This is a genomic window from Halogranum roseipondis (assembly GCF_059695585.1).
Genome location: NZ_JBUEED010000007.1, coordinates 45,592 through 60,716 on the forward strand (window position 1 = coordinate 45,592; position 15,125 = coordinate 60,716).

A 15,125-nucleotide genomic window follows, 5' to 3' on the forward strand; every position below is an offset into this window, starting at 1 on the left:
ATGGGTTCGACTGCTTCAACAGACGACCGACCGGACGCACCGGAGAGCAACGACACAGCAACCATCCAAGAAGACGACGTAGCAGACCCCGCATCCTCGACCCGCCACGGCGACGACCCAACCCCAACATCTGACCTCGAAGTCCTGCGTGAACTCGACAAGTTCCTCGACGATATCGACACGGACCTGCCCACAGCCCGCCAACGAGCCCGCGCTCGCGACCATTTCGAACTGGAAGACAAGCTCGGTGGCAAGCGAACCACCCAGGACAAGCTTGGCTTCGACTACGTTCGAGATGATGGCATCGCTGTCGACGGTGACAGCTACATCGGCCTGCTGAAAGTCCACCCCCAGAACTGGCTTTCGCTTAGTGAGGAGGCCAAACGCGACACGATGAGCGCGTACATGTCGTTTCTGATGTCGCTTGAATCGAGCGTGGCCGTCCCCTGTTATCCGACGACGTTCGATCTGACCGGGCATCTCGAGCAGTTCTACACGGCCGGGGCGAGTATGGCATCCCGGGGCCAGACACCCATCCTGCAATACGGACGGAAGTTCTACATCCAGTGGGCAAATACCAACATCGAAGAGGAAGACCTCAAACAACGAGATTTCTACGTTGTCACCCGGGTCGAGGCCGATCAGGTCCACAAGAACCTCGATACCGGAAGTGCACTCAGCCAGATCGAATCGATTCCGCTCGTTGGAGCGGTCAGTTCGTGGGTCGCCGGCTGGCTCCCCGGCGTCGACACTCACGAGGAAGCCCGGACTGAACTGTGTATCCGCGAAGTGCAGCAACGACAGCGGCGCATCCTCAACAAACTCGGCCGGACAGACGTCTCGATCAGCCGCGTCACCGACCGCCAGGAAACAATGGAAATCCTGTATCACTACTACAACCACGTCGACCCGCAGTTCGAACGCTTTGACCACGCGACAAGCACGGCGGGTGATCTCTGATGGGGTCGGACCGGTTCAGCCGGCTCCGATCGGTGTTGCCGTGGACAGAGTCGAAGCCGACGCTGAACGATATCGACGACGAGACGTTCGATCGCGCCGCGGCCGTCCTCGAAGCAAACGGCGACGAACTCACCAAGGAGAACATTCGCGAACAGGCCGAGTACCTGCTCGAGCTCGAGGAAGTCGACGATGGCGACCTCCGACTTGGCGTCGTCCAAGACGCCACCGAACGCTCGCTTTCGGACCGCGACATCATCGCCCCACGACAGCTCACCGAACAGTCGGAACTGTTCGAGTCGGGATACATGGTTCGCAACGACAAGTACGTCCGGACGTTGACTATCCACGGCTTCCCCGAGCGTGTCCCGCTTGGGTGGCTTGAGGATTTGTACACGACGAACGACCACATCCGTGTCACCCAGCATATCGAACCCCGTGATACGGGGACGGTCCTTCGGAAACTGCAGAAGCGACTCACCCAACTCCGAGCCCGTCTCACGAAGAAACAACAGAAGAACCGGACTGATACGCACGAAGCCGAGGCTGACCGCGAGATGGTGAAAGACCTCATCTGGGATATCATCCTCGGGGAAACCAAACTGTTCGATTTTGCGATCTACATTGAGGTCGTTGCCGACTCGAAACAGGAACTCAACGAAGCAACCGAACGCGTTGTCGACTCGCTCAGTACGGCGAACGCCAAAGCAGTCACCCTCGAAAAACGGCAGGTTGAATCCCAAGACGCGATGGCCCCCTACGGGACGGACCCAATCAAGTCGACCCAACTGATGCAGGAGACCGCCATCGCGACGATGTTTCCCTTTATCGAACCCACGGTGGCCGACGCTGATGGCATCTTCTATGGGTTCGATGGGACCAACACACCCGTTATCCTCGACCGGTATAACCTCTCGTCGTACTCGAAGGCGATTGCAGGCAAGATGGGATCGGGCAAGACATTCGCCGAGAAACACGAGATGTACCATCGGCTGATGATGGACCCCGAGATCGAGATGCTCGTCTTGGATCCACTGGGGGACTTCGTCGACTTCGCTGAGGACCTCGGTGGGCAGGTGATTCGCTTCGGTGGGCAGAACACGGTCAACCCACTTGAGATTCGGCGTGGCATCGACGACGTCGCCGACGACCCGTTCAAGAAGAAGTTCCGTTCGGTGATGGAGCTGTTCCGGACGCATTTCTCGGCGGTCGCTGATCAGTCACTCACCAAAGAGCAGGAGGGCATCCTCCGGCGAACGGTGAGACTCGCCTATCTCAAATACGGCATCACTGCCGACCCGGCGACCCACGAAAACACGAGCCCGACGATGCAGGATGTCCTCGAGATGCTGCATGCACTGGCCGACGGAAAACAGCCCAGCGAGTTTTTCGAGTTCCACGAGGAGGCTGACGCCGAGCGCCTCCAGCCAGAAGTCGAACAACTCGAGCTACGGTTCAAAGAGGCCGATGAGAAGTACGCCTACCAGCTCTTGCTCGGGCTGGAAGCGTTCCAACACGGTGGGGAGAACGACAATCTGAACGGCCAGACGAACGTCGAACTCGACAATCGCCTCGTCGTCATCGATATGTCGATGTTCGCCGACACGGGACAAGCCCCGCTGTTCATGCATGTGATGTTCGACTGGATCTACCAGCGGGCCCAAAGCAGCGACCGCCGCACGCAGGTCACCATCGACGAGGCGCACTATCTGTTGCGGCGGGCCGCGACGACAGATATGATCGACCTGTTCATCCGGCACAGTCGGCATTTCAACACCGCCATCACCCTCATTTCACAGACGGTCGATGAGTTCATCGCGAACACGAACAAGAAGTCCGACGAGGCCACCGAGAAGGCACGGAACGTCTACAACCTCTGTGATATCAAGCAGATCTTCCACCACGAGTCGGTCAGCGACGAGATGGTCGAGTTTCACGACTTGACCCCCGCCGAGCAGAACTTCATCGCGACGGCCCAGACCGGCGAGGACGGCTCCTATTCGGAGTGTCTGCTCACGGTCAACGACTGGTCGAAGTCACTGGCGTTGCACGTCAACGACTACGAAGTACACGTGCTGGACGACGATCTCGATCCGTGGGAGTATCTCATCGAGCAGCGGTATCTCGACGCCGACGATGTCCAGTATCTCGCTTCCGAGGGTCGCGTTGAGGACTACGACATCCCCGACTCGCTCCTGCAGCAAGCGGGAGTCCACACTGCACCCCAAGAGGCCGATGACTGAACCCCGTCGCTACATCCGCATCGAGCCCGCTCGCGAGCGTGTCGACCACACGGATCTCGTCTCTCGCCTTGCTGGACTCCGGAAGCTCCGAACCGGGTGGCAGATCAAGTACGACCCTCGAAAGAGTCCACCCACCTTCGAGTTTCTCGTGCTCACACAGGGCGATGGCGCACCAGTTCGGTTCTATCTCGGCGTCGACGACGAAGACCTGCTACCGACGCTCCTGTCTGAACTACAGACGGCCTATCCATCGAGCTACGATCTTTCGGAGGAGACAGTCGACGTTGAGGCAGAACTCTGTGGGCGTGGTAGCGAACAGGCCGCGGATTCAAACACGGAGGAAGCGATTGACGACGACACCGAGACGCAGAACCCGTCACTCTCCGAGCGAACGCCACTCGCCGCTCGGTGGAACGGCGTCGGTGAACGTGGCCGCGATTGGATGACGCCGCTCAAGCAGTATTCACAGCTCCAAGACGACGCTACCGGCTCAGGAAATCCAGCACGAGCACCACTTGCGACGGCCGTTGACCGGCTTGCTGAAGCGACGACCCCCTCTGCGTTGCAAGTGTTGTTCACGCGGTACAGCAGCTGGCAGAAGCTTGCCGAAGGCCGGAAAAAACAGATAGAGACCAAACACGACGGAGCCATTCAATCGGCGAAAACTAGCTTCACGGATATGCTCGTCGGGGCCGACGAAGAACGGATTCGCGACCGGCGACGTGGGCGGGATCCACCACATGTCGGGGAGAGTACACGGCAGACGACCAGTGCGGCCAGCGGGGAAGTCGCCTCACGACAGGCGCTCATCGACCAGAAAGGGCCTTCGCAGACGTTCTTGGTGAACATGCGGGCGGCCGCTACTCTGCCAGCCGACCCGGACGATGCGGTCAGTGCACAGGCGAGAAACAACATCGAGACGCTCGCGAACGCGTTCAATCATCTCGACGGCTACTTCTATCACCTCGATGGGAGTCGTGTCACGAAGGGACTGACGAACGTTCGTGATCCTGCCCGCAAGGAACTCAGACGGCTGCTCAGTCGTTCGCTCAACCACTCGTCACTGGGGAAACGCCGCCCGCAGCTCATCTTGAACGCAGACGAACTCGCGAACTTCGTGGCCGTCCCCAGTGCACAGACACTGACGACCGAAGGGTCGCGGGGAGCACGGGGGAAAGAGCGCTTGCGCCAGCCACTGCCGTTGCCCGATCCGGATATGCTCGAGGAGTTCGGCGGGCCCGGGATGGCGGTCGGCAAGCCACTCCGGAATCGCAACGACCCGCTGGACGAACCGATTCGGATTCCCCCGAAGCTGTTGACGACCAGCTACATTCGAGCGGGAGCGACCGGGAGCGGGAAGTCGAAAGCCACGCAGAACGAAATGCTCTCGCTCCACGAGGACGTTCCCGGACCGACCGTCCTCTTGGAGGGGAAAGGCGATGGAATGGCCGAGAACTATCTGCACGCCCACTATGCAAAGTACGGGACATTCGAGGACGTCTATTACTTCAACGCTCCCGAGATGCTGCCGGCGGTCTCGTTTTTCGACATTCGGCCAGCCCTCGCCGCCGGACGAAACCGAAAGGACGCCGTCCAAGACAAGGTTGAGCACTTCCACGAGGTCATGCGGTTGATTCTCGGTGAGGAGCGTCACGACCGGGCGTACGTCGCCAACGAAATTCTGACGTTCCTCATCAAGGCACTATTCGACCGCGAATACGGGCAGGACGCGTTCAATCTCACCGAGTTGATTCACGCCGTGTTCCAGATGAGTCGTGACCAGACGCTCCCCGAACTCTGTGAGGCGAACGCTCATATCGAACGATCGCTCGTCCAGAAGTGCCAGGTCGACGAGCGGCAGTTCCAACAGACGATGGGCGCAGCCGCGAACCGCCTCGACAAATTCGTCGAACACGAGCATCTCTACCAGATGTTCACCCACGTCCCTGAGTGGGATACAGCGGCCGAGGAGTACGTCGGCAACGCCTTCGATTTCCGCGAGTTCCTCTCGGAAGACGCAGTCGTTCTCTTCGATATCGGTGACCTCCGAACGGAATCCCAACGCGCGTTGACGATGGTGCTGTTGAGTAATCTCTGGGATGCCGTGCAGGGTCGCCGCGGGCGCGGACGGTCGCTGACCGGAGGTACTACACAGCCCACTGAAGCCGAGGACACGATTGTGAACATGATCATCGAAGAAGCCGCCGCGATCGCAACCTCATCGCTAGTCTACGAGCAGTTCATTCCACAGGGGCGGGCCTTCGGGGTGAGTCTCGGGTTAATCATGCAGTACCCTGAGCAGGTCGCCTTGCACAGTACCTCTGACCGACCATACACGGAAATCCTGAACAACGTCAAGACGAAGTTCATCGGCAATATCGCGACGGACGCGAAGCTCGCCGAATCGATGGCTCATGAGAATCTGAGTACGAGCGAGTTGCGCAATCGTGTGGGGCGCTTGCCAGATGGTGAGTGGATTACGCAACTACCGAGTCCGGGCTTCGGGAAGACCGGACCAGCCCCGTTCTCGCTCGCGTCACTGCCGATTCCCGAGGGACATCCGGAGAGTGAGAACCCCCTCTCTGGGGATGACCGGCATCTGTTCGAGGAGATGGCCGTCCCCCGGGTTATGCAACGAACCAAGCAGGAGTGCAGTCTTCCCGGTTCTGAGAGTGGTCTTCCACGGAAAGATGCACGAGACACGCTCGAGAAGGTGGGTGACGACGCTAACACGGAGGCAGAAGCAACGAACACCGACACAGTCGCTGCAAGTAGTGACACACCGGAGACGACCTTCTTCGGCGCTAGTGAGAGTGACGAGACGCAGGCGTCTACAGCGGACGATGCAGCACCGACTCCACCGAACAACTCGAGTACGGAACGAGATATCGGGGACTCACCTGCGTTCGGCAGTACGGATGCTACGAGCACATCTGAGGAGCCAGCAGAGGCCACGGTTTCAGAGCAATCAGCATCAACACCTCCGGATGAGCACACTGCCGCTGTAACGACCACCACAGAGTCGGCAACGACCCAAGAAACAGCAGGATCTCACCCAGGCGCCATACTCCCTGACCACATACACTTCGACGCGACTGCCGAGCACTACATCTGTGAGTGCTGTGGTGGGGTGTATGCAGAGTCTGAAGAGCGGAAGGCCAGTGTTTGTTGTCAGTTTGCCTCGAAAGACGATGTCTACGCCGCTGCCCGCCGGGCTCGTGACACAGCTGCGTCACCCAGTGAAATATTCACACGACTCGGCAATATCACTGAACGCGCTGAGGAGTACGGCATCGAAGTGACGATCCAGGACTTCGCGTCGTTGGATGCAATCGCCGACGAGTCTGCTACAACCCCCAACGGTGAGACAGAACCACCAGAGACGGTGCAGAGTCAGCACGAATCGACGTTGGACTCTCCTCGCTTTAGAGAAGCCACCACGGACATTCCTGATGACACGCTCCGTGCAGAGGGTGTGACACGCGACGAGGCAGCCTTCCTCGGCCTCGTACTTGACGCGATGAACCACCAGCTCGAAGAGTATTCGCTCTTGGAGAGTATGACCGCCCTTGAAGAGCCATTCTCCAATCTCGACGTCGAGGTGCTTATTCAGAACGAATATCTCGAAGAGCACCGGTCGTTTCGTCAGAAGTACTACACAGTATTGCCCGCAGGTCGGCGGTTTCTAGATCGAACGCTAGACGTCAGTCCCGGCATCGGTGATCTCGGTGAGAAAACACCACACAAGGCTGGCGTTGTCTTCCTTGAGGCGTGGCTCACTGAACAGGAGGACGTCACTCGAACAGAGACTTACTATCAACACAAGGACGACACGGTCTTTGACGTCGTTGGATTCGATGCCGCAGACGACCTCGTTTGGGTTGGCGAAGTGGAAACTCCGAGCAACAATTCCGAGGCACTAGTTGCGGATTATGAGAAACTCGCAAGCGTCGACGCGACTGCTGTCTGGGCTTGTGAAGATAAGTCGTTCATCCTCGACGCAATCAAGACGCTCACTGACGCAGGGAAGGTGGATTTCTCGCTGAGTTCGACGCAAAAGCGGACGATTAGCTCGCTTCGAGCAGCGATCGGCGAGTACGACGACTCCGGAATGACGGCCCTACACACGTTCCGAAGCCTCGAAGCGGAGGTGCCTGAGTAACCGTGGCTCCATCATGGCGAGAAGCGACTCGAGAAGAACTGCACACCTACTACACAGAGTCGTTTCCTGAGACAGTCGACGCGCTGCCGTCATTCATTACCAGTGTTGGTCCGAAGCAGTATGCCATCGCCTTCCGCGAAGCATACCCGATTCGGAAGCAGAACGCCCCGGATCGGTCGTTCATCCGTCGCGATACGTGGCAGACAAATGGATCCAGTGATCGCACGGTCCAACAGTTCGACTCGACTGACGACCTCATCGAGTTTATCCAGTATCCTGCGCGGTACGATCCAGCTCAGGGGGGTAACTATGCACTGGTCGACCCGGACCTCTGTGAGCGTCCAGAGCCACGCCCCGATGCAGTCTACTACGCACTGGACCACTGGGAACGCCCGTGGGTGCTCACAGTCGATATCGATGCGAAAGACGTTGCAGCACAACGTGCTGCCCGTGAGCGCACAACAGTTGACTCTCCTGACGATGTCGGGAGCGAACAGCTTCAAGCGGCAGGCATCCTCGATAGTCCACCCGAGGGCTATCCCTACGCGTTCGCGGATATCGAGCAAGCCCTCGAATACGGATTCACTGTCAAGGACATCTTCGAGGACGACTTCGCGGCAGAGGAGACGATGGTCGTCTACTCAGGGCAGGGCTGTCACGTCTATCTGCTTGATACCGACCTCGAACACCGCTATGACGAGCAAAGTCGTGAGGTGATCAATGACTTGCTGCTCGAAGCATACGAGATTCCCATCGACCCAGTTGTGACGGCAGACCGCAGCCGGGTGATGCGTCTGCCATACTCACTGCACGCCGACGTCTCACGCGTCGTCCAACCAATCGACAGTCCGGCGTTCGACTTCCGAACCGAGGCGATACCCGACTTTCTCACCCCATGAGCCGAGCGACCCCAGCGAACGACGAGTACATGGCGTATCGAGTAGCAGCACTCCCACGGGACGAAGGCGAGTTTCAGCTCACACAGCTGTTTGAACGGGGGTACGACCGCTGGACGGTCGACGGAACCCAGCAAACAGAGAAACTGCTCGCCGACGTCGAGCGGTTCACCACCGAAGCGTTCGCGCCGAGCACACGAGAGGCGGCAGCCGAGCGCCCCTATGTCGATGATCCGGGGATGCTTGCAGTCCTGACGACGCTCGGAGCGATTTGTATCATGGACCACCCCAAATTTGAGGACACCCCACCACGTCGTCTCGCACTCCTTGGTGATGTGCGCGAACTCTACGTCAACAATATCGGGTCGCTCGTTCGCGAGTTCGAGGACTGGTCGCTCCACCAGGAGATCGCCGAAACCCTCTACGCGAAAGACCCCGGGGAGGACGGCGTCCACCCAGGACGTGTCTGTACGGATATCACGACCCGGCCCGAGTTTGGCGAGGGGTATTATCTCGAGATTCCACTCGTCGCCGCCTCACGGAAATGTCTGGCCCGTGCGAGTGGTGACGAAGAGCAGCAGGGCGAGATCCAGGCCCACGTCGCGGACAACAATCTATACGTTCCCGTCTCGGATTTCATGGCGAAGTACCGTGAGTACGCAGAGGACGCCTTCGGACGTCTGCTCGCGGTTCAAGAAGAGGCGTTGACTCCCGAACAACGGAGCTGGCTCACCGCGAACGAATCCGCGATTACAGAGCGCATCGACCGCTTCTTCCAGGCCGGACAGACCCACCGCGTGTGGGAGAACTGGAGCCGGCAGAAGCGTGATATCCGGACAATCATCAGCGCCGTCAAAGCCGCGGACGCCGACACTGCACAGCTCGATGAGCCGCAGACAGCACGAGATTTGTACGAGGCGCTGGAGGCGTACGAGCCTGACCGGACGTGGGAACGGCGTGCCTGTGACTCGTTTTCGACGCCACGGAGTCTGGGGAACACCCTGACTGCGATGCAGAATCACGCGAGTGTCTCTGTCGAACACAAGTGGGAAAATCGCTATACACTCACCGAGTACAGCGATGGGGCACGCCCCATACACGTCGACAATCTCGAGGATCTGTTTGAACTGCCCTGTATGGCGGCGATGGACGACCGTCTCCAGGAGAAGAAACCAGTCCGGAAGGATCTGTTCAATCTGGTACGCATGGCCTGGTGGCTTCCCCAGTATCGAGACGCGAGTACGGAGGAATTCATCAGCGACGTGAAAGACCTGTTCGCGCGGTGGCCGTGGTACGACGAGGAAGAGACTGACTACCAGATTCGCTACGAGCTCGACAACGACATCGGCGGCGAAATCCCCCTTCCAATGAATTGTGCAAATGATGATATGCAGCGGTACTGCATTGGGCGTGACCAGTGCCCCTACTCGATCTATGGGAGCCTTCCGTTCCCAGAAGAGATGTACGAGCAGATCGACGATCAGCCGAAACACGCGCCGCAGTAGCCGGTGTGACACCATCCTATCTATCAAAATTCAAACTCACTCTACTACTGGCTAGTCTGCTCCCCAGGTGACCCGTTTTGCAAACACGATGTAGACGTTCTATCCGGCGATAATAACAGCGTGAGCCGTTCTCCATCTTTCGTTTTCATATAGGATGAGTAATGGTTTTCATATACGATTGGATACATGATTCGGTCGTCTGACTGCAACTCCGCAATTTCCCGGTGAGAGCGTTGAATGCGGTGAATATACCATTTCGTGGGTCCGAAGTCGTTTGCAAACACGATTTGAGGAGACGAGACCAGCCCTAAGCACGTCTCCAAGAGTCTATGTTCGTTATCACCCCGCCTGTACCTCGAAAATCGTCCAAAGAAATGGTGGGGTACAGGGGGCAGAATGGATGGTGTGCAAGAAGTATGAATCAACCGGGTAGCGACGACTGAAATCACAGACCTATCAGCAGTCGTATCTGAACTGAAGCGACGATATATGGAACTGGACTGTCGGTGGTGGGGGAGAGCGAGAGCCAAAGAAGTACAGAGGAAATGGCAGCTGGGCCTGAGCGAAAGACAGCCGATGTCTTCCGGTTGAAATTATAGCCACTATTCTGATAAGTTGGTTGTGTGTTGTTGCTCTCTGCACCATTCTGAGCGGTGGTGACCACCACGTGAGTGGCAGTGGTGACGGCTGGCGCTGACACCGGGACTGCGTTTTCCTCGTAGATTCATATTAGGATCACGTCATGAAGTGTGAGTCTGCTGTGTTCTCTGAGAGTTTATCTCGCCGACGAAGGGTGACGGCGCTCAGCGTAGCGAGCCACCAGGACGAATCCCGTCTTGCTGTGGATGTCGATGGCGGCTGAGTGCAGTCAGTGAGTACGCTCATGTCCACGTTCAGTGACTCCGAGTCCGCGACAGCATCGCCTTCAGAGACCCAGACGAATCCACGAAACAACGGTAAGCAATCTGGATCACAGTCCGGATGGCTTGACGACGAGAGTACCGAAACGGAGACGCCTACACTCAAGATGGATCGGTGTCCGGAGTGCAAAGCACGCCGCTTCGTCTCGAAGCTCCTCATGTACGAGGTGACGAGCTTCGATGAAGGCGGTGAGCGAGAGTTCCGTCGGCAACACGTCCGGGCAGAGTTCGAGTACACCTGTAGCGAGTGTCAGACGATACTCCGGAGGCTGCCTGCGGATCGGCGTGACTACTACGACGAGGTGCAGGTTCTCGAAGCAGAACGCCGTGCAGCCCTTCGGGATCAACTCTGCCAGCTGTGTAGGCAGGTCGGGCGACAGCTCTGGGCAACGAAGGCCTGGATTGTACTCGTGCTCCTCACTATTGCCGTTGTGATGGTCTGGCTGTAAGGGACGAAAGCGAGAGACGGTCGACGTCCATCCCCTCAGGGGCGTGATGGCAGCCGCAGTTCGTCATCGACCTCGTAGAGATAGCCCTTCAGGAGCAGCTGCTCGATGTGTGCTCGTGCGTCGGCACGTTCGATACCCTGGTCCATGAGATGAGCGACGGCGTCCTCGCGCGTGAGAGTCTCGTCAGTCCCCGCTCTGTCGACGTACTGCTCGAGATGGTCGAGCGCGGCTTCCTCACTGGAGTTGATCGGAGTCCGCGAATTCTCCATTATGTAAGGTATCGGTATCTCCGGATTTGACGATTGGGGTAGAGTCCACAGCGTGTCTGCATCCCAATTTCATTGCAACCTGATTCTTCGCTCCGTCATTGGGTATGGTTTATTCGTGGCTATCCAGACGAGTGGTCACTCATCGGTGGACCCTTTTCGATCCGAAAGTTGAACGATTTCTAGAGCAAAATCCGGTTGACTGCCGATTGTTTCGATATCATACCCACCCCTCACATCGATTCCGTTGGAGTTAGCTTGCTGAATCAATAGTTCCATCTGTTCGTGAAATTCGTCTCTGGTGGTCGGGTTTACTGCAGTCATCCTTGTCCCCCTCTAGTGAGTCGAGTATCCGTATATCCATGGCTTATTTCAGCCGGCGCGAACGGCAGGGAGGGGGGATCGAAACGGCCTTGCCCGGCCTCAAAGTGCCTCTGACATGGGAGGAGCAATCCTCCACCTGCAATATGCCCACCGATATACATAGGTCTGTTGACTCTTTATAACGGGTCTTCGAATACGCGGCTAGTCCGTGGAATAAAGTTCCCATCTCAGATCAAGGCGAGTCAAACCATCCTCTCGATTTATTCGAAGCGTTGGTGCTCCATCTGTAGCCCCGTTTATCGACGCCAGAAGACGCGAGGCGCGCCTGTGAGCGTGCCGGAGCGTGAACTCGCATGACTGATCCAGACGCATTTGATGATACGGCAGCCGATCACGAGCGACTCGAAACCGAACTCCTCGCACAGGACCGGGATGCGGGCCGCCCCTCGACGGCAGACGTCGACGAGACGACGGCGCGACAACTCGTCAGTGACCTCGTCGACGACGGTCTCGTGACGGCGGTCGCCGAACAACGAGTGCTAGTCCACGAACCAAGTGGTCACGCCTTCGACTCAATTCAGCAGGTCGCCGTCTTCCATCGTGGGTGGACGGCCGGTCATGATGCCAACGAGGAGACATCGTAATGCAGCAGACGCTTTCGGGATGTGCGTTCTGCGATGCGCTTCCCGGGTCGGAGCGTGGCGACGCCTTCACCTGGGGCAAAGACGAGCGAGTTTCGCATCCGATTTGCGTCGACTGTGCCGTCCAAGCCCGGGCCGACCCCGACGACCGAGATCACCACGCCTGTGATAGCTGTGGCCTCGTCGTCGACACGCTCGCAGCGCTCACGCGGTTTCGCGTGGAGCTCGGCCATCTCGGGGGGACACTACACCTCTGTGTCCGCTGTAGTCCTGGCGGGATCACAACGTACTGGACGCGCGACCTCGACGAGCATCTTGTTCGTGACACCACGTCGCAGTAGCCGGCGACCAGCCCGTTGAACCATTGTTCTGTATCGATGTGCAAGCTATGTGCATGCACCGGAACCGTTATCGGGCTGTGTGCAGAACTTGCACATAGAATGAGCGCGAGTGACAAGCCCCGACGGGTCCACTTCCAATCCCCGGAGTACCTCGTTGAGCGTCTCGACGCGATCGCGGACCTCTTCGACAAAGACCGGACCGATGTCCTCGTCGAAGCGATCCGCGAGTACATCGAAGAGACCGCCGACAGCGAGACGTTCCAGGAACTGGTGGCGACGAAATACTACGACGACCAACTCGAGTTCGAGACGGTCAAGCAGCTTGTCGGTGCCGAGACCGCCCAGCAGCTCCGGCTTCTCAAAGCGGATCTCGAGGGTGAACCACTCGATCTCGCTGCGCCTGCTGACGTCAACATCTACGGCGACGACGCGACGACGGTCGATACCGCGGACGGCGACGAGCGATGAGCAGGCCGAAGCTGCGGACCGTCGTCGTCGACACGAGTGCGCTGGTCAGTCTCGCCGTCCCACGCGCCGACGCAGCCTACGACACCGACACCGCGCCGGATCCGCTCCAGTATCTCCTCACCTCGTGTGACGTCTCCGTTCCACCGGAAGTCGTTGCAGAGCTCCGTGACATGGCCCAGTACCGGGACATCCACGGCGCAGCAGCGTCCAACGTCCTCGCCGCTCGCACCCACTATACGGTCGACGACCCCTATGAACGAGTCGACACGCCCGAGTCACGACCGACATTCGGCCTCGATGACGGTGAAACCGACGGCATCGTGCTCGCGAACGCCCTCGACGTCGACGGCTTTCTGACCGACGAGTTCGGCGGGACGAATTTCGCGCTCATCCATGCAGTCCTGCAGGGTCCGCGTATCGTCCCGACACCACGGTTGCTCTGTGATTACGCCCGCAACGACCACATGACCCACGAAGAGGCACGGACGCTCATCATGACGATTAGCCCGCATCGGAGCTGGGAGAACAGCCCCTACGTCGCTCAATTATTGGCTCTCTTGGAATAGAATTACGGTCTGAGACAGTGACCCAGTCGTTTAGGTTTCCGTAGTACGATGGTATTACCATGAACTACGCGAGTGTCAGCGTCAAGTTCCCGGTGGAGCTCGAAACCGAGATCGAGCGGTTCCTCGATGAAACAGGGATCTACACGAACAAGAGCGAGTTCATCAAAGAGGCCTGTCGTACCCACCTGCGGGAGCTCAATGACGACACGGCAATCGCTGCGCTTCGGCTTGAGCACCTGCTGGCGCAGGCCGAGCAGAGCCGCGAGTCCGATAGTGAAATCGATGCTGAGCTTGCAGCACTCAGCGAGAGCATCGATTCGGACGACCTCGAACGAGCTGTCGAAGAAGCACGTGAGGAAACCTCCGATCAAGTGTACGGGTCGGATGCGTGAGGTTTTCTGAAGATGAGCGGTCTTGCTACGATAGTCCTCTCGACATCGTGTGAGTGAATGGCACTGACGCCACATATTGAAAGCGACAGCGGTACTCGGTGTCGGTATGGAGTGCCCGGCGTGTGGTGGCCCAGTAACGATGGAAGTAGGGCCCGACCAGCCACTCTCAGCATCGGTGGCGGATGCACTGCTCGCCGCCGACGAAGACGAGCAGATCATCGTCGCCCGGAACTGCTGGGCGTGTGGCTGGACTGAGGAGCGGTCAGTGGTCATCGATTCAATCGAGACAACCGGGGGTGATGCCGACGCTGTTGAGCGAGCCGCGCTTCTCGAGGACATCATGAGTGAGGCGACGGCGATTGACGACCTCGCGACGCTCGAAGATGCTCTGGCGGAGATTTGCCGTCAGCGCCGTCTCGAGACGACTGCGTCTGGCTCGCCTGAGGATGTCGACGGTGGATAGGTTCGACTCTTGACCGATACCGACGCCCTCTACGACGTTCGTGAGCGGACGGGAAATCCAGCCCATGCGTCGGTCGACGACGTAATCGAACTCGTATTCGAGCGAGCACGGAACCAGCGAGAAGACCACCAGGACGCCCATTTCGATGAGGCCATGGCTACTGTCGTCGATCGATATGGCGAAGACACCGTCCGAACCGTCATCCATCGTGTGCTCGTTGAGCACTACCCGTTTCGCACAGCGACGGCCGACCTCGGTATGCGCAACATCGATGGCGTTCGAATCGGCACGACGGCTGGCTGGTTCCTTGAGGAATTGAACGCGGAGTAAGACAACTGAGACCTCACGCCAGAAAGCCCTCGGCCGCTCGGCATCCCGCGACCCACGCTGCGCTCCTCGTGCCTGCGGTGCTTGGCGGGGTCGGGGGACGACCGAGGCGGCCTCGCCCTTTCTGAGTCCACCAGGATGTCGGCTGAGTCACGAGCGTCGAGCCCGGTTGAGCGGTGTTTCTTAACGGCACGCCCCGCTCGCC

At 58.5% G+C, this 15,125-nt stretch carries 15 protein-coding genes; 13 read left to right on the forward strand and 2 right to left on the reverse strand.

Annotated elements, in window-relative coordinates; genetic code table 11:
• The 6 genes from EOHIBHHM_RS22480 to EOHIBHHM_RS22505 all read left to right on the forward strand — a co-directional run bounded on the left by EOHIBHHM_RS22480 (position 1) and on the right by EOHIBHHM_RS22505 (position 11,132).
• Positions 1-960: a TraC-like domain-containing protein gene (locus EOHIBHHM_RS22480; RefSeq protein ID WP_497258605.1), complete on the forward strand. Its 960-nt coding sequence runs from the start codon at positions 1-3 to the stop codon at positions 958-960.
• Complete coding sequence (locus EOHIBHHM_RS22485) at positions 960-3,200, forward strand: VirB4 family type IV secretion system protein (RefSeq protein WP_497258607.1); 2,241 nt, start codon at positions 960-962, stop codon at positions 3,198-3,200. The genes EOHIBHHM_RS22480 and EOHIBHHM_RS22485 overlap by 1 nt, the downstream gene beginning before the upstream one ends.
• A 442-nt stretch (positions 3,201-3,642) precedes the next feature.
• Positions 3,643-7,362: an ATP-binding protein gene (locus EOHIBHHM_RS22490; RefSeq protein WP_497258609.1), complete on the forward strand. Its 3,720-nt coding sequence runs from the start codon at positions 3,643-3,645 to the stop codon at positions 7,360-7,362.
• A 2-nt stretch (positions 7,363-7,364) separates the two neighbouring features.
• Positions 7,365-8,261 (forward strand): bifunctional DNA primase/polymerase, encoded by an 897-nt coding sequence (locus EOHIBHHM_RS22495; protein WP_497258611.1) that lies wholly within the window; start codon positions 7,365-7,367, stop codon positions 8,259-8,261.
• A complete protein-coding gene (locus tag EOHIBHHM_RS22500; protein ID WP_497258613.1) occupies positions 8,258-9,763 on the forward strand; it encodes a primase-associated protein in 1,506 nt (501 codons plus the stop codon). Before EOHIBHHM_RS22495 ends, EOHIBHHM_RS22500 begins: the two co-directional genes overlap by 4 nt.
• Positions 9,764-10,634: 871 nt before the next feature.
• Positions 10,635-11,132 (forward strand): hypothetical protein, encoded by a 498-nt coding sequence (locus tag EOHIBHHM_RS22505; RefSeq protein ID WP_497258615.1) that lies wholly within the window; start codon positions 10,635-10,637, stop codon positions 11,130-11,132.
• Between the two features lie 35 nt (positions 11,133-11,167).
• Here EOHIBHHM_RS22505 and EOHIBHHM_RS22510 read toward each other — a convergent pair whose 3' ends face one another.
• Positions 11,168-11,401, reverse strand: coding sequence for a hypothetical protein (locus EOHIBHHM_RS22510; protein WP_497258617.1), 234 nt, complete (start codon positions 11,399-11,401; stop codon positions 11,168-11,170).
• Between the two features lie 135 nt (positions 11,402-11,536).
• Positions 11,537-11,722, reverse strand: coding sequence for a hypothetical protein (locus EOHIBHHM_RS22515; protein ID WP_497258619.1), 186 nt, complete (start codon positions 11,720-11,722; stop codon positions 11,537-11,539).
• Between the two features lie 353 nt (positions 11,723-12,075).
• Between EOHIBHHM_RS22515 and EOHIBHHM_RS22520 the strand changes: the two genes are divergently transcribed.
• From EOHIBHHM_RS22520 to EOHIBHHM_RS22550, 7 genes are all read left to right on the forward strand, one after another.
• Complete coding sequence (locus EOHIBHHM_RS22520) at positions 12,076-12,366, forward strand: DUF8069 family protein (RefSeq protein WP_497258621.1); 291 nt, start codon at positions 12,076-12,078, stop codon at positions 12,364-12,366.
• A complete protein-coding gene (locus tag EOHIBHHM_RS22525; protein ID WP_497258623.1) occupies positions 12,366-12,704 on the forward strand; it encodes a DUF7558 family protein in 339 nt (112 codons plus the stop codon). The genes EOHIBHHM_RS22520 and EOHIBHHM_RS22525 overlap by 1 nt, the downstream gene beginning before the upstream one ends.
• A gap of 99 nt (positions 12,705-12,803) precedes the next feature.
• The gene (locus EOHIBHHM_RS22530) at positions 12,804-13,172 is read left to right on the forward strand and encodes a hypothetical protein (RefSeq protein WP_497258625.1); all 369 of its coding nucleotides are present in this window, start codon (positions 12,804-12,806) and stop codon (positions 13,170-13,172) included.
• Complete coding sequence (locus EOHIBHHM_RS22535; protein WP_497258627.1) at positions 13,169-13,738, forward strand: hypothetical protein; 570 nt, start codon at positions 13,169-13,171, stop codon at positions 13,736-13,738. Before EOHIBHHM_RS22530 ends, EOHIBHHM_RS22535 begins: the two co-directional genes overlap by 4 nt.
• 59 nt (positions 13,739-13,797) lie before the next feature.
• Positions 13,798-14,130: a ribbon-helix-helix domain-containing protein gene (locus tag EOHIBHHM_RS22540; RefSeq protein ID WP_497258629.1), complete on the forward strand. Its 333-nt coding sequence runs from the start codon at positions 13,798-13,800 to the stop codon at positions 14,128-14,130.
• 106 nt (positions 14,131-14,236) lie between these two features.
• Entirely contained in the window at positions 14,237-14,593 is a 357-nt protein-coding gene (locus EOHIBHHM_RS22545; protein ID WP_497258631.1) for a DUF8105 family protein, read from the forward strand.
• A gap of 9 nt (positions 14,594-14,602) precedes the next feature.
• On the forward strand, positions 14,603-14,923 hold the full coding sequence (locus EOHIBHHM_RS22550; RefSeq protein ID WP_497258633.1) for a DUF8158 family protein: 321 nt from the start codon (positions 14,603-14,605) through the stop codon (positions 14,921-14,923).
• The last annotated feature ends 202 nt before the right edge of the window (positions 14,924-15,125 follow it).

Coding starts and splice junctions, on each gene's coding strand:
- EOHIBHHM_RS22480 (WP_497258605.1), top strand. CDS start 1: ATGGGTTCGACTGCTTCAACAGACGACCGACCGGACGCACCGGAGAGC.
- EOHIBHHM_RS22485 (WP_497258607.1), top strand. CDS start 960: ATGGGGTCGGACCGGTTCAGCCGGCTCCGATCGGTGTTGCCGTGGACA.
- EOHIBHHM_RS22490 (WP_497258609.1), top strand. CDS start 3,643: ATGACGCCGCTCAAGCAGTATTCACAGCTCCAAGACGACGCTACCGGC.
- EOHIBHHM_RS22500 (WP_497258613.1), top strand. CDS start 8,258: ATGAGCCGAGCGACCCCAGCGAACGACGAGTACATGGCGTATCGAGTA.
- EOHIBHHM_RS22510 (WP_497258617.1), bottom strand. CDS start 11,401: ATGGAGAATTCGCGGACTCCGATCAACTCCAGTGAGGAAGCCGCGCTC.
- EOHIBHHM_RS22515 (WP_497258619.1), bottom strand. CDS start 11,722: ATGACTGCAGTAAACCCGACCACCAGAGACGAATTTCACGAACAGATG.
- EOHIBHHM_RS22520 (WP_497258621.1), top strand. CDS start 12,076: ATGACTGATCCAGACGCATTTGATGATACGGCAGCCGATCACGAGCGA.
- EOHIBHHM_RS22525 (WP_497258623.1), top strand. CDS start 12,366: ATGCAGCAGACGCTTTCGGGATGTGCGTTCTGCGATGCGCTTCCCGGG.
- EOHIBHHM_RS22530 (WP_497258625.1), top strand. CDS start 12,804: ATGAGCGCGAGTGACAAGCCCCGACGGGTCCACTTCCAATCCCCGGAG.
- EOHIBHHM_RS22535 (WP_497258627.1), top strand. CDS start 13,169: ATGAGCAGGCCGAAGCTGCGGACCGTCGTCGTCGACACGAGTGCGCTG.
- EOHIBHHM_RS22540 (WP_497258629.1), top strand. CDS start 13,798: ATGAACTACGCGAGTGTCAGCGTCAAGTTCCCGGTGGAGCTCGAAACC.
- EOHIBHHM_RS22545 (WP_497258631.1), top strand. CDS start 14,237: ATGGAGTGCCCGGCGTGTGGTGGCCCAGTAACGATGGAAGTAGGGCCC.